We start from the raw sequence: 22,765 nt of genomic DNA, 5'->3' as shown, positions 1-22,765 counted from the left end.
ATTTATTATTGATTGTATAAACACCCTATAAGTTAGGGAGTAAAGGGGGAATGACTTCCCCCTTGAACTTTAGGTTACTCGAGTGTCGATTTATCCACACCAACATAAGGAACACGAACAATCTTATTGGCCATTTCCCATTGAGTGCCTTCGGTTGCAGCTTTGCCGTTGGCTAAATTACGTGCAAGTTCAAATGTCGCTTTGGCTTGTGAATCTGCATCATTAAGCACAGTGCCTGCCATGTCGCCAGATTTAACTAATGCTAATGCTTCTGCTAACGCATCAACACCGAATACTGGTACTTTCGTACCCGCACCACGTAACGCTTCAATCGCACCCATCGCCATACCATCATTATTGGCAATCACAACTTCGATTTTGCTGCCGTTGGGGCCAGATAACCAAGCATCCATTTTATCTTTTGCCATGGCGGTATCCCACATACCAGTATCCATGTGTAGCTCTTCTGTTTTGATGCCATTTTCGTTAATGGTTTTCACAGAATAAGAAGTACGAGCTTCCGCATCTGGGTGACCTGGTTCGCCTTTCAGCATTACATATTGCAGTACACCGTCACCGTTTTTATCCCAAGCAGGATTGGCTTTCCAGTGTTGTGCAATGAGATCGCCTTGGATGATGCCCGACTCTTTTGAATCTGTACCCACATAATAGGCTTTGTCATATGAAGCGAGCGCTTTAGCACTCGGTTCTTTGTTGTAAAAAACGATAGGAACATCATCCATTTTCGCTTTTTGAATAATACTTGGTGCAGCTGCAGGGTCGACAAGGTTGATCGCCAGTGCTTTCACGCCACGAGCCAACATGACATCCACTTGGTCATTTTGCATTGATTGGCTGTTTTGTGAGTCATTCATCAAAACCTTGGTGTTGCCGTCATTATTTGCCTGTTTTTCAATCGCTTGGCGAACAACTGACATAAAGTTATCATCGTACTTATAAACGGTCACACCGATCGTTGTGTCAGCCATGACTTGAGTGCCGAAACTCATACCAGCCGCAAGCATGGCTAAAGTAGTTAACTTTCTCATTGAACAAGTCCTATTTGTTAGTGTTGTTATTACGTTGTGTAGGGGGAGAAACGTTAACTCTGAGAAACAGCAGTGAAAACGTTTACCTTTCAAAGTATAGTAGTAAAACAAACAATTAATGTGAACCAGTTAAAATTTCAGTTTTGAAATCGCATTTTCATGCAGTTTCTTGTGAATAGTTTGATAACTATTACAAAACTAAGTAATCATACGTAACGCAATGTAACATCGAGACCTATTTCTCTTTTTAAAAGTGCGATCCACCACGAAAGAGATCATACCTCTCAAAACACCAAGTGTTAACGTTTACACTTGCGAGTTTCCAATATGCAATAGATTTAATTTTCATTTGACTGCTCACAAAGTGTAGGTGAGGCTTGTTACATACGCCTGCAATTTATTCGCGTATTTTTACGCCATATCGGGTCTCGATTTACCAAACAGCACCACGACTTTTAATTAATGAACTCTTAAATTGTCATTTTTATTATTGGCATATGCCCATAATAAGGTGTATTTTAAATACAAGAACCCGATAAACTTTAGGAGCCATGATGATTTATGCCATCCCTTGTGATCAAAACTCGCCTTTTAATCACTTTGCCAAAGCGCCTCAATTGATGATTGTGGACGATACCACCGCCACTAGCCAACGTATTGACGTTACTAAAACCGAGGGCAGTTGTGGCCACAAAAAACAGCTACTTGCACTGCTAAGAGAGAATAGAGTGGACGCTGTTATCGTCCGCAATATCGGACAAAATATGTTAGCAGCAATTTTAGAAAAGAAGATTGAGGTATATTACGCACCAAGAGGCAGCCAATTAACATCACTTCATCCAAACCATCTTCTGCCCGTCACCGACGTCTCTTTTGGCAAGCCTTCAGCCAATAAATCGAAGAAACGTTGTGCTAGTCAATGTGGATCGAAGAAAGTGGATAAACATAACGAACTGGCACCCAGAATGCTGTCACCAACTACCATAGAAGCGTTGAAGAAAGTGCTGAAAGTAAAAGCGATTGTCGAGGGAAAATAATGACTTATGTTATAACCTTTGCGTTTTTTATTGGCATTATTGTCTTGATGGCGATCGGTGTTTTGTTTCGCCGCCGCTCGCTGCAAGGCAGTTGTGGTGGATTAGCAAATATCGATATTGAAAGAGAATGTAACTGCGTAGACGTTTGTGATGAGCATCAGAAGGTGTTGTATCAAATTCAAGAACCTGATCACGAGCGTTAGCGCTCAACCAACATCAGCGCATGACCTTCCACCAAGCAAGTCGCGACTTTCGCTCTTGCTTGGTTAACGATATTACCAAAGGTTTGTCGCGATATGCCCATCTGCGTGGCCGCTTGCAATTGGCTAAGCCCCTCTTTATCAGCCAAACGCAACGCTTCAAGTTCTTCTGGCAGTAAATCTACTGTGTTCAATTCAGATAATTTGACACCGTTGGGTTTGAAGCACGCATACGCCGCTTGACCACAAACACGACGAATTTTTTTGGGTCTTGCCATTTTCTTCTCCTAATCATTTAAACCAGTTTGGTGAACTTATGAACATTCAGCCTCCCCTACAACATTGCCACTGCGCGGTGTGTTGTGCCCCGTTCTTTTCTGAAACGCACACACTGCAATTTAACCAAACAGAAACGGGGAGAGTATGCGCACAGATTGTAGCAACAGAAAAGATGCAAGGCTATCAAGGGGTCATGCAGGGTGGACTTATCAGCACCTTACATGACGCTGCCATGACGTATTGTCTGTTTGCACAGTGCATTTATGCGATGACGGCAGAGCTAAACGTACGTTATCTGCACCCTATTCCACTGAATGTACCGTTGCAAGTCGAAGCGCATCTTATCAAACAAAAACGTCACATTTACTATCTGTGCAGCACCATTTTTTATGATGGGCTTCCCTATTCTACGGCCAGTGCAAAGTTTATGTGCAAAGCCGAGTAGCCTGAGTGCTACAGCCATTAGGGTGCTGGCTTAGCGTAAACTTAGGTTGAGTCACGCTTTCATCATCCTTATACTCACTCATCATTTCTTTATTATCTTTCGTTATGAAAATTATCGCAGTAACCGCTTGTCCAACAGGCATCGCGCACACCTATATGGCCGCAGACGCACTCAAAAAAGAAGCGAATAAGCGTAATATCTCAATTAAAGTCGAAACCCAAGGAGCAATGGGTGTCGAGAACCCACTGACAGTGGCAGATATTGTCAACGCGGATCTGATCCTCATCGCTTCAGATATCGACATTGAACAGCGTGAACGTTTTGTTGGTTGCAAAACGGTTCAGGTGTCCATTGAAGAAGTGTTAACGAACGTTCAATCTGTTTTAGATCGTCATTTGTAACCGCCGATGATCACAACGCGCATCACTTTTGTTTTAAAAGCAGGCGGTCTAGTCAGCTGGCAATTAAATGAATTGAAAGATCTCAACCGCCATTTTCGCTCGGTGGTGGTGCTGTTTAACATCACGCGTGACAACAAGGCAATGCTTAACCATACACTGCAAGTGTTAAGCCTTGGTTCAAACCCCGGAGATGTATGCCAAATTGCCATTGAAGGGCTCGACGCCGAGTTGGCCTGCATGGTGATGACAGAGTATTTGCGCGAGCACACACTGCTTATTTCAACATCACACAAACAAAATGCCAAAGCGGAATTGGCGTTTGCCACCCACTCTGCTTTTAAACTGCCCTTTTCGCTACAGTGGCATTACGCCACATTAGGCTCAGTGGTTAGCAAATCAGAGGCACTCGACACGATTGCTAAGCAGATCATTCCCACGCATTGTCATGATATTTTGCATGCGCTGGAAAAAAGAGAAGCCATCTCCCCGACCATTATTGGCCGTGGAATAGCGCTACCCCATATCATTCACGCACGAGTTGCCCAGCCAACACTGGCGGTTCACTGGTTAGCAAACCCGCTATCATGGTCAGAAAAATCCGGCGATGTGTCGCTGATCATCACCTTATTACTGCCGACATCAGCGCCGCGAACCGTAATTAAACTGGTCACGCAGTTAACTCGTTGGTTGCTGGAAGAGGAACATCGTCAATGGCTACTTACGGCAAAAAGAGAAGAAACCCTTAAAGCCATTTTGCTGCACGTGATGGCTAAGCCGTGCGACCCAATACAAAATGAATAGCTTTATTGCGACAGAGTTCGATATTCAGATGGAGTCATACCCGCTTTGCTTTTAAATACGCGGAAAAAATAATTCACATCTTGAAATCCACAGCGCGTGGCCACTTCGGCTAAACGAAAGGTGTATTTCTTCAACATAAATTTTGCCCGTTCAATTCTTACCCAAGTGATGTAATCAGCAAGAGTCATGTGTCCTTGTTGGCGAAACATGCGCGATAAATGGTTGGCAGAGATATTAAACCGCTGTGCGATGCTGTCACGGCAAATATTGCGATGAAAATTTTCTTGGATATAGATGCAGATACCTTGATATAAATCTTCACTGCGCTTTTTAGGAGAAGCGGTCGGTTGATCAAGCATTGTGGCGCTGTAACTCAACAGAGCCAACAACAAATGTTCGTCCATTGGGCTTTTCTGAGGCTCACGTGCTAGTGCATTTAGCCCTTCGAGCATGTGATCAATCGCGTGCCCAGTACGCGTTGGGATACTGTGTTTCTGAACATCATAAAAACCACTCTCGCCTTTGTGTTTACTGACCAAACTAAACCCCATTTGACGACGGCCAAATAGCAAACTCAAGACCGAACAGCTCTCTTGCCAATCGGGTTTATTCCAGCAGTTCGGGGGTATATAAAGCGCATCACCAGATAAGATGTTGACCTTACTAATACCGTGTTCAATCTCTTCGATTTCGTTGCTATACACGCCGCTTAAAACCAATTCTAGACGAGGGAAATTGACTTGGTAACTGAACGCTGGCGGTGTTATTTTATCCCCAGCAAACCATATTCGATTAAAACTTTCTCGCTCCGAGAGCAGCACTTCAATCACATTTTTAAATACTGGGATCACAAAACTCACCCTATACCCATCAATAAATGAGGCAACTATAATCCAACACCTCATGAATCACCAATCATTACGCATTCGATAACTCCGATCGAAAAAGCAAAATAATCAATTTATCCAATTGAATTAAAATAAAAAATTAATCATAAATTAAAATTATCACCCTAAAACCAAAATAAGAGCCTGATCACGTTTGCAGCCACAGGTTACAATAATCCAGTAAATGCCAGTTTCGTACACTACCACTGTTCACCCGAGGCGCTCACAATATCTCCAACAAAAAGCGCGGTGCGCAATAACAATATCCCCAAACAGTTTGAAGTTGCAGCCAACATGGCTCAGTTCTAAGTGCGAAGGGGATAAAAACCATATAGGGGACGAAACATGATCACTCAACTCATTAATGAGAACTTGATCCGGCTTGATTTGAAAGCAACATCAAAAGATGGCGTTTTCTCAGAGCTGGTCGATGTACTGTTAGAACAAGGACGCATCAGCGATAAATCGCAGTTTTTAGCCGATATCTATGCTCGTGAAGAGCTTGGTAACACTGGATTTGAAGATGGTGTCGCGCTGCCTCATGCCAAAAGTTCCGCCGTTATCTCGCCTGCAGTTGTGATAGGCATCAGCAAAAGCGGTATCGAATATGGCGCGGAAGATGGCTTGCCTTCTAAATTATTTTTCATGATAGCCTCGCCTGATGGTGGTTCAAATCATCATATTGAAGTGCTGGCAGAGCTCTCTTCCAAGCTTATTGAAGAAGGGTTCATCCAACGTTTCTTAGACGCAAAAACAGAGCAAGCAGCGCTAGATTTGTTGCTACAAAAAACAGAAAAAGCAACCGATGTTGAAGCCAATAAAGGCTTTTTGATTGGCGTAACGGGCTGCCCAGCCGGTGTTGCACACACTTATCTTGCCGCTGAAGCGCTGGAAAAAGGGGCCGCCGCGATGGGTTATCAAATTAAAGTCGAAACCAACGGTTCGATTGGGGTGAAAAACAGCCCAACGGATGAAGAGATCGCTAAAGCTGATGCGATCATCGTGGCTTGCGACAAGCAAGTTGACATGGTGCGCTTTGCGGGTAAAAAACTGATTGAAACGGGCGTTAAAGCGCCGATTCGTGATGCAAAAGGGTTGATTGAAAAAGCCCTCAGCGCACCAAAATATCAAGCCGATGCCAGTGCCAAGACTTTAGATGGGAAAGGCAAAGCGGCGCAAGCTCGCTCCGATTTATACCGCTATTTGATGAATGGTGTATCGCATATGATCCCATTCGTTGTTACTGGCGGTTTGTTGATTGCTTTAGCACTCGCTATTGGCGGCGAGCCAACCGAAGCTGGTATGGCCATTCCTGACGGCAGCATGTGGAACCAAGTGCTGAACGTCGGTGTGGTTGCTTTTACGTTGATGATCCCCATTCTTGCAGGTTACATCGCGTATGCGATCGCCGATCGCCCCGCTCTGACTCCTGGCTTAATTGGTGGTTGGATCGCTAACAACGGGTCATTCTACGGCGCAGATGCAGGTACAGGTTTTATCGGTGCCATTATTGCAGGCCTTTTAGTCGGTTATTTCATCAAATGGTTAACAAGCATCCATTTTCACAAGTTTATTCAACCACTTGTGCCAATCATGATTGCACCCATCGCAGGCTCACTCTTTATCTCTGGGCTCTTTATTTTTGTTATCGGCGCGCCGATTGCAAGCTTGATGGATGGCTTAACCGCACTACTTACGAGCATGAGCTCAGGTAACGTGATACTGCTCGGTATTGTGCTCGGCGGCATGGCTGGCTTTGATATGGGTGGCCCATTTAACAAAGTGGCATTCCTCTTCTCTGTTGGTATGATTGCCAGCGGTCAAACTCAATTTATGGGTGCAATGGCGTGTGCCATTCCAGTCGCGCCACTCGGTATGGCTTTAGCAACCGTACTGGGCCGTAAACTGAACTTGTTTGAAGCCTCTGAAATTGAAGCAGGTAAAGCTTCCGGTGCAATGGGCTTGGTTGGTATCTCTGAAGGGGCGATTCCATTTGCCGCGCAAGATCCGATGTCAGTCATTCCAGCAAACATCTTGGGGTCGATGGTTGCAGCGGTTATGGCGTTCACTTTTGGCATTACAAACAGTGTTGCCCACGGCGGTCCTGTAGTAGCATTGCTCGGTGCCATGAATAAGCCTTTGCTAGCTTTGCTTTGCATGGCAACCGGTGCTGTAGTGACAGGTGTTGTTTGTATCACTCTGAAAAAAATGCGCCAAGCGAAATTACAACAAGCAACGGCTTAATGATCAAGCACTCTCCCCCGAGAGTGCTTAATGTTCATCAACGCTGAGCTTCTGACTTTATGTTGTACTCCCGCTTTAACTCGGGAGTTTTTTATTTCTCTTACTCTGTGTACTGCTACTTTGTTTTTATTTTGATTTTTTGTGAGATGTACTATGACCAATAACAAACAACCTTTCTTTTTGATGGACAATGTCATCCAAAACTATGCGTGGGGAAGCACGACTTCGATTCAGCACTTGTTTGATATTGCTAACCCAAACAACGTTCCACAAGCAGAAATTTGGATGGGAGCACACCCAAATGGATGTTCACAAATTCATGTGAATGGAGAACCTGTTTCGTTGCTTGAGATGATCAACCAAGATAAAACAGCGTTTCTTTCTGCTGCTACTGCAACAACCTTTGGTGAGTTACCTTATCTTTTCAAAGTACTTGCCGCAGCGAACGCCCTTTCGATTCAAGTTCACCCAAGTAAGCAAGAAGCGGAAATTGGCTTTGAGAAAGAAAACCAAGCGGGGATCCCACTCAATGCCGGACATCGCAACTATAAAGATCCTAACCACAAGCCGGAATTGGTTTACGCCCTTACCCCTTATCAAGCGATGAATGGGTTTCGCCCAATCACAGAGATTGTTGAACAATTTCAAACGCTGAATATCAATGCGATTTCAACCCTGGTCGATGCTTTTGCACACAACCCAACATCACAAGGTTTAAAAACCTTTTTTAGTGCATTGCTATCATTAACTGGCGAGCAAAAAGAACATGCGGTGAATGCATTATTAGCGTATGCCCATCATCATTCAGATGATGATCTTTTTGAGCTCATTTTAGAGCTGGCACAACAGTACCCCGGTGATATCGGTCTATTTTCTCCATTAATGCTCAATGTACTCACTTTAGCTCCGGGTGAGGCCATGTTTTTAGACGCCAGAACGCCACACGCCTACTTGAAAGGTACCGGGCTTGAAATCATGGCCAATTCAGACAACGTGTTGCGCGCTGGCCTAACACCCAAACACATGGATATTGAAGAGCTCGCATCATGCACGCTATTTGAAGAAAAACCCGCTTCAAGCCTGTTATTGAAACCAATCGAAGAAAATGGAGCATTATTGTTCCCTGTCCCAGTCCGCGATTTTAAGTTTGCGATTTACCTCAATGCCGCGCAAGTTAACGTGAAAATCAACAGTGCCGAAATTATCTTTGCCATTGATGCTGATGCGACCTTAACCCATGACAATGGTGAGTCTCTAACCGTGAAAAAAGGTCACTCAATCTTCATCCCCGCATACGCTGAACATTATCAACTGTCATCACTTGGACGTATCGCACGCGCGTATAATTAACAGCCGACGTGATAAACAAAAAAAGCCAGCATCTGTTCTGCTGGCTTTTTATTTGGGATTATTACGAAAATTTGCGCTAATCGATTTGTGGGCAGTTAGATATTCTGCGACTGCTTCCAAACCGCCAGTTCAACCCACATTTGTTCGAGTTGTTGCAACTCTTCTTCTGTGAGCAGTGCTAAGGTCGTTTGAGATTCAGATGTCGGACCGTCTTTGAGAGAGCGAATCTGCGCATAAAAATCCTTCTTTAATTGCGATATCACAGGGTCCACAACCGATTCCTATAAAAATACTAAAATTCTCAAAAATAATACCATTTTTCATAGACATGTCTTATGTCGTGTTAAGTTATGGAATAGTTATCACATTTCTAATATCTAAGCCTAAAGTATCAAAATTACAATTTAAAATTGTTCACTAGGCTATCGAGTTGCTTGGAAACTTTTTTCAAATGTTCGCTACTAACGGTGAGCTCCTCAGCCACTGTTGTTGTTTCCATGGTGAGATGATTAATATCTTCAACGGTGCGGTTGATTTCACTGACCACACTTGATTGCTCTTCCGTTGCCGTCGCCACTTGAATGTTCTGATCACTAATATTCTCTATATAAACGCGGATCTGTTTTAGCGAACTATTGGCATTTTCAGCTTGTTCAACCACCAACAAACTCTGCTCTCGGCCTTGGGACATCGCCCCAACCGCCCGTTTCGATTCTTCTTGTAAGTTATTAATGACTCTTTGAATTTCTTCGGTTGATGCAGCAGAACGGCTTGCTAAATTTCGCACCTCATCGGCAACGACCGCAAAGCCTCGACCTTGCTCTCCCGCTCGCGCCGCCTCAATCGCTGCGTTCAATGCAAGTAAGTTCGTTTGCTCGGAAATGCTACGAATAGTCTCAAGTATCGAGCTGATGTTAACCACTTGACCAGCCAAAGAGCCTACGACTTGTGCAGCTTGCTCTAATTCAGTGATCAAATCTGCAATTTGCACTTGTGCTTTCTCTACTACAGTGGTGCCATTTTCCGCCTGATGAGTGGCCTGTTTCGCAACGTCGGCAGCTTGAGCTGCGTTGTTTGCAATTTCGCCTACCGTTGCACCTAGTTCATGAATGGCAGTGGCCACTTGAACTGTTCTATCACGTTGCGAAGTGCAGTTGTTTTTGGTTAATAGTGCCCGAGCTGAAACTTGGTTAGCCGTATTCGCTAATTCATAAGAACTCGAAGCCACTTGCTTGATCGCTACATGTACTTTCTCAATGAAGTCGTTAAAACTGTCGCTAATTTTCGATAACTCATCTTGACCACCTAAATCAATGCGAGCATCTAGCGCCATGTTTTCAGCGGCCAAAGCAATCGATTTTTGTAGGCTGGCCACTCTCGTTTTTAGGCCGATAACAATAAAGAATGAAGTGACAAACGAAATTAGCACGCCAATACCAATAATGATAAACATGTGATTTCGCCCTTGGGCATAACTCTTTTGGCTATTGACGTTTTGCTGTTTGGCCTGCTCTAGTAGCGAATCGAGGATCACATTGGCTTTTTTACGCAGTTCACCATAGGTAACCGCATATTGATCTCGGTATATGTTGCGCGCCGTATCTAGATCGCCCTTTTCAAATGCCGCCAACATAGGATTAAGTTGAGTACTGACCATTTTTTCAAAGTCAGTCAACAGTTGCTGAACTTGTCTACGCTGTTCTGGATCCACTTGTGACTGAACTGCGTGCTCGACAGACTGCCTCATTTCAGGGATATCTTCGTCACGTGTCTCTTTCACGCGTGTGAGGACACCCTTTTTATCTCTTAACGACGTCTCTTGAAGTAACATCATATCGATACCAACCCGCATACGGGGAATTCGAGAGGCAACTTCAGCCATTGAACGCATTGGCGCGGCCGTATTGAGATAGAGCTGTTCTGCCTGTCGTTGAATCGTCGACATGCTATTGAAGCTCGCCATTCCAACAATAATCAACGCAACGCAAGGTAATAACACCGCAAAAATTAATCGCGATTGTAAGGTAAACCGATTAGCAAACATCTTTTATATCCTTTTTAGTTGTAGCGCCATTATGTTATGGGGACAGATCTTAACCAATGAATAGTTTCTTATTTATTAAAAAGTTATCTTTTCTAGAACGTTTAAAATTAAATTAATGACTTTTATGACGTTAACTCAATAGCTAAGTATAGGCAATTTTAGGTTGAATGAGAGATGTGGAGTCAGCCGTATTTGTGGCACAGATGATCTTTTCAAAAAGACCACCACGATTTCAACGCTGAATGGAAATCCTTCACTTGTTGGATGGGCTGCTCGCTAGAAGTAAAAAGCCGAAGCAATCAATGCTCCGGCTTTTATTCTTTATCACCTTAGAATAAAGGTGGATATGTGAAACGATTACTCGTCTTCAGAATCGCTGCTCGGTTCAGAGTCAGCCTCTTCTGCGTCACTTTGTACTTCTAAAATTGCAACGCTCGATTCACCCTCTGGCAATTCCTCACCTTCTGGTAACTCAACATCTTCAATTTCTTCAATACGTTGTAAACCTACGACGTTTTCATCTTCAGCGGTGCGAATCAAGGTCACACCTTGAGTATTGCGTCCCACTTGGCTCACTTCCGCGACGCGAGTACGAACGAGCGTACCGGCATCGGTGATCATCATGAACTCATCGCCTTCTTCAGTTTGCACTGCGCCGACAACTTGACCATTACGCTCAGACACCTTGATTGAAACAACGCCTTGAGTTGCACGACCTTTAGTTGGGTATTCCCCTAAGGTTGTACGTTTACCATAGCCGTTTTGTGTCACTGTTAAGATGTCACCGTCATTTGAAGGAACAATCAGCGATACCACTTGGTCGCCTTCTGCTAGCTTCATACCACGAACACCGGACGCTGTGCGTCCCATGGCGCGAACACCTTTGAACTTAATTTCTGGCTGGCCATGTTCATCAAGAACAGGCTGACCATTTTCATCCAATACTGGCGTTTCTTCTGATTCTTTAAAGCGAACCACTTTACCAAATTTAGAAAACAGCATAATTTCACTGTTGCCATCGGTAATGTCCACACCAATCAAAGAGTCATCTTCACGCAAGTTAACCGCGATCAAACCGTTAGAACGCACGTTGGCAAAGCTTGAAAGTGATGTTTTCTTCACTGTACCGTCACCGGTCGCCATAAAGATAAACTTATCATCACTAAACTCAGTGACTGGCAAAATCGCAGTAATACGTTCCCCTTCTTCCAGAGGAAGAATGTTAACGATAGGTTTACCACGCGCTGTACGGCTCGCTAGCGGTAATTGATAGACTTTCAAACGGTATGTCTTACCACGAGTCGAGAAGCAAAGAATATGGTCATGAGTATTCGCCACAAGAAGACGCTCAATGTAGTCTTCTTCTTTCATCTTCGTCGCGCTCTTACCTTTACCACCACGGCGTTGTGCTTCGTAATCGCTGAGGATCTGGTATTTCACATAACCTGCATGAGAAAGTGTAACGACCACATCTTCACGAGCAATCAGCTCTTCCATGTCGATATCGTGAGTTGCCGCGGTAATTTCAGTGCGTCGTGCGTCACCAAAAGCATCACGAACAGTTTCAAGCTCTTCGCGGATCACTTCCATCAAACGTTCAGTGCTGGCAAGGATATGCATCAGTTCAGCGATTTCTTCCAGAAGAGCTTTGTACTCATCAAGAATTTTTTCGTGCTCTAAACCTGTCAATCTGTGCAGACGAAGTTCAAGAATTGCTTGGGCTTGTTGCTCAGTTAAGAAATATTTGCCATCACGGATACCGTATTCTGGTTCAAGCCATTCAGGACGAGCAGCATCGGTTCCAGCACGTTCAAGCATTGACGCTACGTTGCCAAGATCCCAACCACGAGCAATCAAGCCTTCTTTTGCTTCTGCTGGCGTTGCTGCGCGGCGAATCAATTCGATGATTTCATCAATGTTGGCTAACGCGAGAGCAAGTGCTTCTAGAATGTGGGCACGATCACGAGCTTTACGCAGTTCAAAAATAGTACGACGCGTCACCACTTCACGGCGGTGATCAACAAAGCATTTCAACATTTCTTTCAAGTTGAATAGCTTAGGTTGACCATTATCCAGCGCAACCATGTTGATGCCGAATGTCGTTTGTAACTGTGTTTGAGCGTAGAGGTTGTTCAGAACTACTTCACCAACCGCATCACGTTTACATTCGATAACAATACGCATGCCGTCTTTATCAGACTCATCACGCAGTGCACTGATGCCTTCGACTTTTTTCTCTTTAACCAAATCAGCAATTTTTTCAATCAAGCGTGCCTTGTTCACTTGATAAGGAATTTCTCTGACGATAATGGTTTCTTTACCATTCTTCTCGACTTCGATATCCGCTTTAGAGCGCATGTAGACTTTACCGCGCCCTGTTTTATAAGCGTCGATAATTCCTTTGCGGCCACTGATTAATGCTGCTGTTGGGAAATCTGGGCCCGGAATGTAGTCCATCAACTCATCAATGGTGATGTCTTCATTATTTATATAGGCCAAGCAACCCTCAACCACTTCCGTTAGGTTATGGGGTGGAATGTTGGTTGCCATACCTACTGCAATACCAGATGAGCCATTCACCAGTAGGTTAGGAATTTTCGTAGGAAGAACCGCAGGGATCTGTTCTGTACCGTCATAGTTCGGTACATAATCGACCGTTTCTTTGTCGAGATCGGCAAGCAGTTCGTGGGCAATTTTTGACATGCGTACTTCGGTGTAACGCATTGCTGCCGCAGAGTCACCATCGATCGAGCCAAAGTTACCTTGGCCATCGACCAACATGTAACGCAATGAGAACGGCTGCGCCATACGAACAATCGTATCGTATACAGCACTATCACCATGCGGGTGATATTTACCAATCACATCGCCCACAACACGGGCAGATTTTTTATATGGTTTATTCCAATCGTTACCAAGCACATTCATCGCGAATAGAACGCGACGGTGTACTGGTTTTAGGCCATCACGCACATCTGGAAGAGCACGACCCACGATAACGGACATCGCGTAGTCTAGGTATGAACCTCTTAGCTCATCTTCAATGTTTACGGGCGTGATCTCTCTAGCTAGATCGCTCATAGAGCCATTATCCCTCTATCTTTTGATCGTATATTCGATACGTACAAGGCCGAAAAATATAACACATAATTCACTACTTCGGCATCCCTTTCCCTTTCCTTTTATCAGGTTGTGACCTTTGTTGTGTATCAAGTGCCGAGAAATTGCACATTCATTCCATACCCGGCTGATTAATGGCCAAATTTTAGCCAAAAATTAATGAAATAAAGATAACCTGTAGCCTGTGATAATCAACTGGTTATAATACCCCACACAACTAAAGATGCCTATTTTGACAGCAAGAGCGAATCTAACATGACTAAAGCACAAAACGTTGATCTTAATGAAATTAAAAAGTTTGAAGAGATGGCGTCACGCTGGTGGGATCTGGATGGTGAATTTAAGCCACTGCATCAAATTAACCCGTTAAGATTGAACTATGTGTTGGTCAATGCCAACGGCCTATTTGGCAAGAAGGTGCTCGATGTTGGATGTGGTGGCGGAATTTTAGCCGAAAGCATGGCGCGAGAAGGTGCGCAAGTGACTGGCTTAGACATGGGCAAAGAACCGCTTGAAGTCGCTCGTTTACATGCTTTAGAAACCGGAACAAAGCTCACTTATATTCAAAGTACGATTGAAGACCACGCCGCTGACAACCCACACACATATGATGTTGTCACCTGCATGGAAATGCTTGAGCATGTTCCAGACCCATTGTCCGTTGTTCAAGCCTGCTCTGCGTTGGTCAAACCCGGCGGTCATGTTTTCTTTTCTACACTCAATCGTAATTTTAAGTCTTACCTGTTTGCCATCGTGGGCGCAGAAAAGTTGCTACGCATTGTTCCAGAAGGCACACATGATCATGAAAAATTCATCCGCCCATCGGAACTGATTAAGATGATTGATAAAACAAACCTGCAAGAGCAAGGAATAACAGGCCTACTTTATAACCCGTTAACCGATACTTACCGTTTAGGGCGCAATGTTGATGTCAATTACATCGTTCATACTCAGCTTTTTTAAAGTCAGTGGTCATCTAATATGCCATTATCGATAGCGTATTGCTCACGTTAAAAATTAAGCCGAATAGCACATTTTTTCTCGGTTTCTAGGCTGTTTTTTGTGCTCTAGATTCCATTTTAACCACATCGAAAATCGCTCCCTTTTTTCCTCAAAGATCAAGAAGTTTTTTTTTGATTGTGGTTACATCTAAACCAAACTCAAAACGGTAATTTTCTACAATCAAATCGGCTCTTTGATCATCAGTAAGTGGGTACTAACTGTTTTTTTTATTTTTGCTAGTTATCCACAAGCTGTCCCAGATCTGTAACTTGAAATGAGCTTCAGATAGCACTATCTTGTAACTCGCAAAGCAAAGAACCCCTATATGTTGTGTTTGCACTACAATATATAGATAAATTCAGATCACAAAGCCGCGATGAAATTTACAACAATTCTACAAAAATACGGCCTTAATCAGTTTTGTTAGGGAAATGAAGCAGAATGAACCAAAAACTTACTGTCACCAAGCGTGATGGACGCAAAGAAACAATTGATCTTGAAAAAATCCACCGTGTAATCGCGTGGGCTGCGGAAGACCTGCACAATGTCTCTGTATCACAAGTAGAACTGAAAGCTCACATTCAGTTTTACGATGGTATTACGACCTCTGACATCCATGAGACTATCATCAAATCCGCTGCCGATTTGATTTCAGAAGAGACGCCAGATTACCAATATCTAGCTGCTCGTCTTTCGGTGTTCCATTTGCGTAAAAAAGCCTACGGACAATACGAGCCACCCACTTTGTACAACCATGTCTCTCGTTTGGTTGAAATGGGCAAATACGATAAGCACCTTATCGAAGATTATACTCGCGCAGAATTTGAAGAACTCGACACTTATATCGATCACGCACGTGACCTTAATTTTTCTTACGCCGCGGTAAAACAGCTTGAAGGTAAGTACTTCGTGCAAAACCGTGTGACGAAACAAATTTATGAGAGTGCCCAGTTCCTCTACATTTTGGTTGCCGCTTGCTTATTCGCGAAATATCCAAAAGAAAACCGTCTCGATTACATTAAGCGTTTTTACGACGCAACATCAATGTTCAAAATCTCGCTGCCAACGCCAATCATGTCGGGCGTGCGCACGCCTACCCGTCAATTTAGCTCATGTGTGTTGATTGAATGTGGTGACAGCTTAGATTCAATCAATGCCACAGCAAGCTCTATCGTGCGTTATGTATCACAGCGTGCGGGTATTGGTATTAACGCGGGCCGCATTCGTGCATTAGGCTCGGAAATTCGCGGTGGTGAAGCATTCCACACGGGTTGTATTCCTTTTTATAAATATTTCCAAACCGCAGTGAAGTGCTGTTCTCAAGGTGGTGTACGTGGTGGCGCAGCCACTGTCTTCTACCCTTTGTGGCACGGTGAAGTGCAGTCGCTACTGGTATTGAAAAATAACCGCGGCGTTGAAGAGAACCGTGTTCGTCATATGGACTATGGTGTTCAGCTCAATAAGTTGATGTATTCTCGCTTAGTCCAAGGCGGTAATATTACCCTATTCTCCCCTTCTGATGTGCCTGGATTGTATGACGCATTCTTCGAAAACCAAGACGAATTCGAACGTTTGTATGTTCAATATGAGAATGACACTTCGATTAAAAAAGAGACGGTGAAAGCGGTAGAACTGTTCTCCCTATTGATGCAAGAACGTGCCTCCACTGGCCGTATCTACATCCAGAACGTTGACCACTGCAATACGCACAGCCCGTTTGATGCGTCTGTAGCGCCTGTTCGCCAATCCAATCTCTGTTTGGAGATCGCACTGCCGACGAAACCGCTGTCTAATGTTGAAGATAATGAAGGTGAGATTGCGCTATGTACGCTTTCGGCATTCAACTTAGGTTCAATTCAATCTCTGGATGATTTCGAAGAGTTGTCTGATCTTGTGGTTCGTGCGCTAGATGCACTGTTGGATTATCAAGATTACCCACTGCCTGCCGCTTATAAGTCAACCATGAATCGCCGTACATTGGGTGTAGGCGTGATTAACTACGCTTACTATCTGGCGAAAAATGGCGTGAAATATTCGGACGGTAGTGCAAATGGTTTGACACACCGCACTTTTGAAGCGATGCAATATTACCTGTTGAAGGCTTCAGTCGCGTTAGCCAAAGAACAAGGCCGATGCCCTCTATTCCATGAAACAAATTATGCCAAAGGCTTGCTGCCTATCGACACCTATAAAAAAGATGTCGACCAAATTTGCGCAGAACCTTTGCATTATGATTGGGATGCGCTGCGCGCAGAGATCATGGAATTTGGCTTACGTAACTCAACGTTAACAGCGTTAATGCCTTCAGAAACCTCTTCGCAAATTTCCAATGCCACCAACGGTATTGAGCCTCCTCGCGGTTATGTTTCAGTAAAAGCCTCAAAAGATGGCATCTTGAAACAAGTCGTGCCGGATTTCATTAATTTGAAAGAGAACTATGAGTTATTGTGGAATATTGGTTCTAACAACGGCTATCTGCACCTAGTCGGCATCATGCAGAAATTTGTTGACCAAGCGATTTCCGCTAATACCAACTACGACCCCAGCGCGTATGAAAGTGGCAAAGTACCAATGAAACAGTTGCTGCAAGATCTGCTGACGGCATATAAATTTGGTGTGAAAACCTTGTACTATCACAACACTCGTGATGGCGCGAAGGATGATCAAAAAGACGCAGTACAGGCACAAGATGATGATTGTGCGGGCGGCGGTTGTAAGATCTAACTCTATTTCACTCAACGTATTCAATAATGCTCCCCACGCAGGGGAGCTTAAAAGGGATTGAGGCATTTATGGCTTACAGTACTTTTTCTCAAAAAAAGAATGATCAACTCAAAGAACCGATGTTTCTTGGCCAATCGGTTAACGTGGCTCGTTACGACCAGCAAAAGTTTGAAATTTTTGAAAAACTGATAGAAAAACAGCTCTCGTTCTTCTGGCGTCCAGAAGAAGTCGACGTATCGAGTGATCGCATTGATTACAACAAGCTTCCAGATCATGAAAAACACATTTTCATCTCGAACTTGAAATATCAAACGCTACTGGATTCAATCCAAGGTCGCAGCCCTAACGTGGCACTGCTACCGCTGGTTTCGCTTCCTGAAGTGGAAACATGGATTGAAACCTGGTCATTTTCAGAAACAATCCACTCACGCTCATACACTCATATTATTCGTAATATTGTGAATGATCCGGGTATTGTGTTTGATGACATCGTCGAAAATGAACATATATTGAAACGCGCAAAAGACATTGCACACTATTACGATGATCTGATCCAACTGTCTAATGACTATCACCGCTTTGGTGAAGGAACACATCAGATTAATGGTGAGAGCGTCAAAATTAGCTTGGGTGACCTGAAACGCAAACTTTATCTTTGCTTGATGTCAGTCAATGCGTTGGAAGCGATTCGTTTCTATGTCAGCTTCGCCTGCTCATTTGCCTTTGCAGAGCGCGAATTGATGGAAGGTAACGCCAAAATCATCAAGTTGATTGCACGTGATGAAGCTTTGCACCTGACTGGTACACAGCATATGATCAACTTGCTGCGTAATGGACAAGACGATTTCGCCTTCTTACAAATCGCTGAAGAGTGCAAGCAAGAGTGTTTTGATTTGTTTAAAGCGGCTGCTGAACAAGAAAAAGAGTGGGCTGAATATCTGTTTAAAGATGGTTCGATGATTGGTTTAAACAAAGACATTCTGTGCCAATACGTTGAATACATCACCAACGTTCGTATGCAAGCGGTTGGTTTAGATATCGCCTACCCCGGCGCAACATCAAACCCAATTCCTTGGATTAATGCGTGGTTGTCTTCAGACAACGTACAAGTTGCACCTCAAGAAGCAGAAATCAGCTCCTACCTTGTAGGCCAAATTGACAATGAAGTTCGTGCCAATGACTTCGAGGACTTTGAGCTGTAATGGCGACCATTAAAATCAACAAAGTTACAACTATAGAATCAAACTCTTCCAATACTTTATTGGAAAGTATGGAGAGTGCGGGGCTAGAGCCAGAGTACAACTGTCGCGATGGTCACTGTGGTGCCTGTCGCTGCACGCTCGTTAAAGGCGAAGTGGAATACGTTGGTTTTGCGATGGCTTACACAGAGCGCAACGAAATATTGCCCTGTATTTGTAAAGCCAAAAGCCATGTGGAACTTGCTGGTGTTAATTATCGACCCAAAGCAAGGCGAGCCTAATCTCGATCTGCCAATAGTGCACTGTTAACGCATCACACATTGGCGCGTTAAAAAGGTAAAGCCAGAGCTATGCTCTGGCTTTATACATTCCTAGAAGAATGCCATCAGCCGTACCCATTGATACGGATTTGTTAGCGATTTCTCTGCCATCCCCATCAAACAATGAAAGTCTATATCCTTGATAGCTAGGCGTATCTAAGTCTGATGGAGCGTTGAGCCATAAAGAAACAACATCACTCATTTCATTACTCAATGCCTCACCTAAGATCACTTTTTGACTTGCAACTTTATACCAAACTAAAATTTTCGATTGGTTAAACATGTCAGCCTCCTGCTGAATTTCATCGAGCGGACTGACAGTGTACAGAGAAAAGATGTGTAAAAAAGACCCAATTTTGAAACAATTTTATCTGATGCGTGAAATCATGAGCTTAGTCTTTAGACGAAATAATCATAAGCTAAGCACCTCACCGAACCTACGGAATAAGCCAAAAAATCATGCAGTTACCACCCGATACAATTTAAATGCAAAGCACTTAATTATCAACAGCTTAGACTTAAAAATACGCTAACACATTGAGTTGATTAGCCAATGACGCTCGCAGGTAAAAACATCTCTTTGACGGAGATCAATGCCCCATACTGAGCAAAAATAGGCTTATTCGATAAATAGCGGCGTAACATATCAGCCGCGATGGTCCCCATTAACTCCCTCTGCTCATCGGCGCTGTAACGACGCTTGAATTTGAGGATCTGTCCCCACTCTCCCTGCGGAGCCGATAAAGCTAGGCTAAATTGATCATCATTTAATACACCAGTCACAAGCGATAACGAAGTAGAACACTTTTCCTTCGTTGCGCCAGCAAGCGCTAATGACGCCGCGAGTGGATCTTGATCGCCTAAGCCCGATTCAACGTTGCGGCTCAAAATCCAGCAGTGACCACTCAACGCTTCCACTTGCTCGTTACTTAACAACCAACTGGCGAGCCAACCTTTGGTCGCTTGTTCTGCAATAGAGATCGATAATCCTTTGTCTTGCATTAAATGACCGATATGCGTGAGCATAGGTTCATCGACACTCACAACATGTTGTTCCAAATGCTGGTAGATGATCTGTAGTAGTTTTACTCGGCGTTCTAAATCACTTTTCGGACCAAACAATTTCACCTCAATAAAAGGCAGATAAGAACGATACCCCAGCATATACCCTTCCGGTAAGACTAATTTATCCAACTTATCTGAAATGGCCGATTCCGATGAACCCAGAGTGAATAAACGGCTGCACTCTAATCCCGTTTGTTGTGGGTATGTCGCTAGCAAGTCAGGTAAAATCTGTTCAGAGACCATCAGCTTAAACTCTTTGGGTACTCCGGGGGTGAAATAACAAACACAATCATTAATCTGAACTTTAAAGCCGCAAGCCGTCCCTATTGGGTTATCAATGATGTCAGAGAACTCAGGTAACATCGCTTGTTTGAGGTTACTTTCTGGCATCACAACACCACGCTGCGCAAAAAATTCGTCCAGTTTTTGCTTCCACAGCACAGACAACACCAACTTTTGGTCCGCCGCTTGAGCCGCCGCCGCCGCACTTAAATCATCAGACGTTGGGCCGAGCCCACCATTCACGATCAATACATCATTATTGAAACTGAGCATCAGTAACTCTTCAACCAAGGCTTGCTGGCTATCGCCTACCGTTGATCGTTTTACTAACGAAAAACCCTGCTGGAAGAACTCACTGGATAACCAAGCAGCATTGGTATCGACAATATCGCCATGGAGCACTTCCTCACCCGTGCTTAACATTGCTATTTTCAACATATCATGGTGTCCTTTTGTGTACGCTTACAGGTGTGCTATCAATCAATACGGCAGAGAATAAAGTGCAATATATAACGCTTTGAATGCTATTTTTCTCATAAGTTTCCTTATTTACATAATTTGCTGTTTTCATCACCGCCGCTTTAATAGATAATTGTGATTCTGATCATTAAAAACAAAACTTTGGAGCCCTCCGTGTCAAAGAAAAGCATCATACCATTGATGTTATCGTTTTCGGCTTGTGCTAGTGCCACTGCATACGATTTCAACCAACACATTGAGTTTTCCTATACGGTCGACTGCAATCAAATTTCTTGTTTTAATGACGATCCGAATATTTACCAATCGAACTCTCCATTTTTAGCAAGCTTAGCAGAGTCGCAACCGCTAAACCTTGAAGAGCCCACGCTGCCTAAATATCTTACCGTGCAAGATACAAAAGACTGGGACTATCTCAAAGGCCAAACCTATACCATCTTAGGATTAAGCGTAGCAACCGTTGGCTTAATGACATTTTTGCCTGCATCCATTACCAAATGGGATGAAGAGGATCGCAGCATAAGCGGCATAGGCAGCAAATGGAAAGATAACGTATCATCCGGCCCCACTTGGGATAGAGATGAGCATTATCTCAACTACATTATGCACCCCTACTTTGGCGGCGTTTACTACACAGCCGCAAGACATGCTGGATTTAATGAGTTTGAATCTTTTCTTTACTCCGGTGTTATGTCGACTTTCTTTTGGGAATATGGCGTAGAATCGTTTGCCGAGATACCGTCATGGCAAGACTTGTTTATTACGCCCTTTTTCGGTGCGGTTGTCGGTGAACTGATGTTTGAAGCGGAACAAGATATTGTTACCACAGGTGGTGAAGTGTTGGGTTCATCGACTCTGGGTGATGTCACACTTTTCTTCCTCAACCCTGTTGGACATATCCATGGCTGGGTATCAAATGCTTGGGGAGGCAATGCCGAAGTAGAATTTAATGGCACACCTTGGTTTGGTAACCAAGATGCCGCAAAGTTTGCTTTGGACTCAGGCGCTAGCTATGATTCGCAATTTTATGGCCTTAATCTCAAAGTCAGTTTTTAAAACACAGGGCTAAGCACAAGGCCAATGCCTAAAGCCGAGGCTATTTTTGTGGCCCAAGTATGAATACTGACAAGCAAGAGACTGCGTAAATGTAAAAAATTGACTCTCATCAAGTCTTATCTAAGATAGGCCTCTACACTGAAGTGAAAGGAATTCAAGATCAACGATTTATCTTTCGTTAGCTTGCTATGGGAGGCCTATTATGAACAGTACTTTTATCGTCAATTTCGTCGGCAGTGCAACACCAGCCACAATTAAACATCTTGCCGCTATCACTCATGAAAATGGTGGAAAATGGTTAATAAGTAAAGTGAACTTTATTGAAAACCAAGTAGCTGCCGTCATTAAAATAGAGTTACCGACCTCAAATGCCGTTATCGTTCAACAAGCATTTAGAGAACAACCCGATCTTCTGGTGCAGATTGTTGATTCTGACGTACATCAACACGAAAAAGAAACGATTTACCAACTGCGGATTGATGCAAACGACCGTGCAGGCATCGTCAACGAAATCACCCACCTTCTTGATAATCAAGGTATCAATATTTTAGATATGGATTGCCAACGCGTTTTTATTGCGGGTGGTGGCGGTGTCAGCTCAAGTTTATTTACCGCCAACCTAGCCATCAAGCTCCCAGCTGCGATACAAATTGAAGACGTAGCCGATGAGCTTGAAGCGCTCAGTGAAGATACGCGCGTGATATTAGAAGTGTAATCTCGTTTACGCCCCCGAAAAAAGGAAGCTGATGCTTCCTTTTTTATCGATCTCACTATCTATTAAGT

Annotated in this window: 21 protein-coding genes; 13 read left to right on the top strand and 8 right to left on the bottom strand. The window is 43.8% G+C overall.

From position 1 onward, the window contains the following. Positions 1 to 74: 74 nt before the first annotated feature. Entirely contained in the window at positions 75 to 1,049 is a 975-nt protein-coding gene (gene mglB, locus AACQ17_RS11830; protein WP_026029085.1) for a galactose/glucose ABC transporter substrate-binding protein MglB, read from the bottom strand. Between the two features lie 551 nt (positions 1,050 to 1,600). Between mglB and AACQ17_RS11825 the strand changes: the two genes are divergently transcribed. Both AACQ17_RS11825 and nqrM read left to right on the top strand, forming a co-directional pair. Then, on the top strand, positions 1,601 to 2,086 hold the full coding sequence (locus tag AACQ17_RS11825; RefSeq protein WP_240507691.1) for a NifB/NifX family molybdenum-iron cluster-binding protein: 486 nt from the start codon (positions 1,601 to 1,603) through the stop codon (positions 2,084 to 2,086). Then, positions 2,086 to 2,289: a (Na+)-NQR maturation NqrM gene (nqrM, locus tag AACQ17_RS11820; RefSeq protein ID WP_013856966.1), complete on the top strand. Its 204-nt coding sequence runs from the start codon at positions 2,086 to 2,088 to the stop codon at positions 2,287 to 2,289. Before AACQ17_RS11825 ends, nqrM begins: the two co-directional genes overlap by 1 nt. Here nqrM and AACQ17_RS11815 read toward each other — a convergent pair. Further along, the gene (locus AACQ17_RS11815) at positions 2,286 to 2,564 is read right to left on the bottom strand and encodes a DUF134 domain-containing protein (RefSeq protein WP_026027228.1); all 279 of its coding nucleotides are present in this window, start codon (positions 2,562 to 2,564) and stop codon (positions 2,286 to 2,288) included. The two genes, nqrM and AACQ17_RS11815, sit on opposite strands and share 4 nt — an antisense overlap. Positions 2,565 to 2,602: 38 nt before the next feature. On the opposite strand from AACQ17_RS11815, the gene AACQ17_RS11810 reads away from it, so the two are divergent. The 3 genes from AACQ17_RS11810 to AACQ17_RS11800 all read left to right on the top strand — a co-directional run bounded on the left by AACQ17_RS11810 (position 2,603) and on the right by AACQ17_RS11800 (position 4,212). Beyond that, the gene (locus tag AACQ17_RS11810) at positions 2,603 to 3,010 is read left to right on the top strand and encodes a PaaI family thioesterase (protein WP_094147924.1); all 408 of its coding nucleotides are present in this window, start codon (positions 2,603 to 2,605) and stop codon (positions 3,008 to 3,010) included. Between the two features lie 104 nt (positions 3,011 to 3,114). Beyond that, the gene (locus tag AACQ17_RS11805; RefSeq protein WP_013856969.1) at positions 3,115 to 3,411 is read left to right on the top strand and encodes a PTS fructose transporter subunit IIB; all 297 of its coding nucleotides are present in this window, start codon (positions 3,115 to 3,117) and stop codon (positions 3,409 to 3,411) included. Between the two features lie 6 nt (positions 3,412 to 3,417). Then, positions 3,418 to 4,212, top strand: a complete 795-nt coding sequence (locus tag AACQ17_RS11800) for a PTS sugar transporter subunit IIA (protein ID WP_094147923.1) — start codon at positions 3,418 to 3,420, stop codon at positions 4,210 to 4,212. 2 nt (positions 4,213 to 4,214) lie between these two features. Here the strand turns inward: AACQ17_RS11800 and AACQ17_RS11795 are convergent, their stop codons facing one another. After that, positions 4,215 to 5,117, bottom strand: coding sequence for a helix-turn-helix transcriptional regulator (locus AACQ17_RS11795; RefSeq protein WP_170935167.1), 903 nt, complete (start codon positions 5,115 to 5,117; stop codon positions 4,215 to 4,217). 327 nt (positions 5,118 to 5,444) lie between these two features. Between AACQ17_RS11795 and AACQ17_RS11790 the strand changes: the two genes are divergently transcribed. After that, positions 5,445 to 7,343 (top strand): PTS fructose transporter subunit IIABC, encoded by a 1,899-nt coding sequence (locus AACQ17_RS11790; RefSeq protein WP_094147922.1) that lies wholly within the window; start codon positions 5,445 to 5,447, stop codon positions 7,341 to 7,343. A gap of 141 nt (positions 7,344 to 7,484) precedes the next feature. Beyond that, a complete protein-coding gene (gene manA / locus AACQ17_RS11785) occupies positions 7,485 to 8,693 on the top strand; it encodes a mannose-6-phosphate isomerase, class I (RefSeq protein WP_094147921.1) in 1,209 nt (402 codons plus the stop codon). A gap of 95 nt (positions 8,694 to 8,788) precedes the next feature. On the opposite strand, the gene AACQ17_RS11780 is transcribed toward manA, so the two are convergent. From AACQ17_RS11780 to gyrA, 3 genes are all read right to left on the bottom strand, one after another. Continuing rightward, complete coding sequence (locus AACQ17_RS11780) at positions 8,789 to 8,965, bottom strand: hypothetical protein (RefSeq protein ID WP_017042466.1); 177 nt, start codon at positions 8,963 to 8,965, stop codon at positions 8,789 to 8,791. Positions 8,966 to 9,090: 125 nt separating this feature from the next. After that, the gene (locus AACQ17_RS11775; RefSeq protein WP_094167710.1) at positions 9,091 to 10,737 is read right to left on the bottom strand and encodes a methyl-accepting chemotaxis protein; all 1,647 of its coding nucleotides are present in this window, start codon (positions 10,735 to 10,737) and stop codon (positions 9,091 to 9,093) included. Between the two features lie 357 nt (positions 10,738 to 11,094). Beyond that, complete coding sequence (gene gyrA, locus AACQ17_RS11770; RefSeq protein ID WP_094147844.1) at positions 11,095 to 13,818, bottom strand: DNA topoisomerase (ATP-hydrolyzing) subunit A; 2,724 nt, start codon at positions 13,816 to 13,818, stop codon at positions 11,095 to 11,097. Positions 13,819 to 14,112: 294 nt separating this feature from the next. Here gyrA and ubiG point away from each other — a divergent pair, with 294 nt between their 5' ends. The 4 genes from ubiG to yfaE all read left to right on the top strand — a co-directional run bounded on the left by ubiG (position 14,113) and on the right by yfaE (position 19,063). Continuing rightward, positions 14,113 to 14,820, top strand: coding sequence for a bifunctional 2-polyprenyl-6-hydroxyphenol methylase/3-demethylubiquinol 3-O-methyltransferase UbiG (gene ubiG / locus AACQ17_RS11765; RefSeq protein ID WP_017044298.1), 708 nt, complete (start codon positions 14,113 to 14,115; stop codon positions 14,818 to 14,820). 480 nt (positions 14,821 to 15,300) lie between these two features. Beyond that, positions 15,301 to 17,583 carry a class 1a ribonucleoside-diphosphate reductase subunit alpha gene (nrdA, locus tag AACQ17_RS11760; protein ID WP_017046168.1) on the top strand — a complete coding sequence of 761 codons (2,283 nt, stop codon included), beginning with the start codon at positions 15,301 to 15,303 and terminating at the stop codon, positions 17,581 to 17,583. Positions 17,584 to 17,651: 68 nt separating this feature from the next. Continuing rightward, positions 17,652 to 18,785: a class Ia ribonucleoside-diphosphate reductase subunit beta gene (gene nrdB / locus AACQ17_RS11755; protein WP_010318364.1), complete on the top strand. Its 1,134-nt coding sequence runs from the start codon at positions 17,652 to 17,654 to the stop codon at positions 18,783 to 18,785. Continuing rightward, positions 18,785 to 19,063, top strand: coding sequence for a class I ribonucleotide reductase maintenance protein YfaE (gene yfaE, locus AACQ17_RS11750; protein ID WP_013857000.1), 279 nt, complete (start codon positions 18,785 to 18,787; stop codon positions 19,061 to 19,063). The genes nrdB and yfaE overlap by 1 nt, the downstream gene beginning before the upstream one ends. Positions 19,064 to 19,130: 67 nt before the next feature. Here yfaE and AACQ17_RS11745 read toward each other — a convergent pair whose 3' ends face one another. Further along, positions 19,131 to 19,385 (bottom strand): hypothetical protein, encoded by a 255-nt coding sequence (locus AACQ17_RS11745; protein WP_013857001.1) that lies wholly within the window; start codon positions 19,383 to 19,385, stop codon positions 19,131 to 19,133. Positions 19,386 to 19,648: 263 nt separating this feature from the next. Beyond that, positions 19,649 to 20,887 (bottom strand): CinA family nicotinamide mononucleotide deamidase-related protein, encoded by a 1,239-nt coding sequence (locus AACQ17_RS11740; RefSeq protein WP_013857002.1) that lies wholly within the window; start codon positions 20,885 to 20,887, stop codon positions 19,649 to 19,651. A 156-nt stretch (positions 20,888 to 21,043) separates the two neighbouring features. Here AACQ17_RS11740 and AACQ17_RS11735 point away from each other — a divergent pair, with 156 nt between their 5' ends. Together AACQ17_RS11735 and AACQ17_RS11730 are read left to right on the top strand one after the other, a co-directional pair. Beyond that, a complete protein-coding gene (locus tag AACQ17_RS11735; RefSeq protein ID WP_240507690.1) occupies positions 21,044 to 21,982 on the top strand; it encodes a DUF3943 domain-containing protein in 939 nt (312 codons plus the stop codon). 202 nt (positions 21,983 to 22,184) lie between these two features. Next, positions 22,185 to 22,697 carry a glycine cleavage system protein R gene (locus AACQ17_RS11730; protein WP_013857004.1) on the top strand — a complete coding sequence of 171 codons (513 nt, stop codon included), beginning with the start codon at positions 22,185 to 22,187 and terminating at the stop codon, positions 22,695 to 22,697. Positions 22,698 to 22,765: the final 68 nt, after the last annotated feature.

The sequence above is a fragment of the Vibrio sp. V10_P2A27P122 genome, assembly GCF_963874335.1.
Taxonomy (GTDB): Bacteria; Pseudomonadota; Gammaproteobacteria; order Enterobacterales; family Vibrionaceae; genus Vibrio; species Vibrio anguillarum.
Note: the sequence above shows the minus strand (reverse complement) of the source record. Positions and strands in the feature narration are given on the sequence as shown.